A 607-nucleotide genomic window follows, 5' to 3' on the forward strand; every position below is an offset into this window, starting at 1 on the left:
TCGTCGCCGCGGAGAAGTCCGTACCCCAGTACTCGAGACAATCGGGGGCCAACTGGGCCAACAACAACCCGCTACCGACCCCGATCTCCAACACCCGCTGCGGACCCAGCTTGCGGATCCGCTCCACCGCCGCCGCCCGCCACGCGCGCATCTCCTCCAAGGGGATGGGCGCCCCGGTATAACTGCTGTTCCAGCCCCCGAAATCCTCCCCCAATACCGCCGGGGCGCCCTGCGCAGAGCTCACCTGCGAATACAAGCCCTCATACACTGTCTGCCACTGCTCAACAAGCTGCGCCTCGCGTTGCGGCTCTCGCACCAGCACCATCTGCTGATCCAGCACGACATAGCCCACCAATTGCTTGTCGCTGGCCCCCTGGTCGGCATTAACGGTGGAGGTGGCTGGGCGGGCGATCACCACCGCCTGACCCACCCGAGGATGAGCCGCCAGCACGGCCTCGACCTCGCCGAGTTCGATGCGATACCCGCGGATCTTGACCTGTTCATCGGCCCGGCCCACATACCGCAGCTGCCCATCGGCCCCCCAACACACCAAGTCCCCGGTGCGATACATCCGCGCTCCGGCGCCGGCGAAGGGGCAGGCGACAAA

At 66.6% G+C, this 607-nt stretch carries 1 protein-coding gene; it reads right to left on the reverse strand.

Annotated elements, in window-relative coordinates:
- Positions 1 to 607 (reverse strand): AMP-binding protein (locus A5692_RS18975; RefSeq protein WP_156766162.1); only part of this gene is annotated, 607 nt, incomplete at both ends.

Source organism: Mycobacterium sp. E342, assembly GCF_001667665.1.
Lineage (GTDB): Bacteria > Actinomycetota > Actinomycetes > Mycobacteriales > Mycobacteriaceae > Mycobacterium.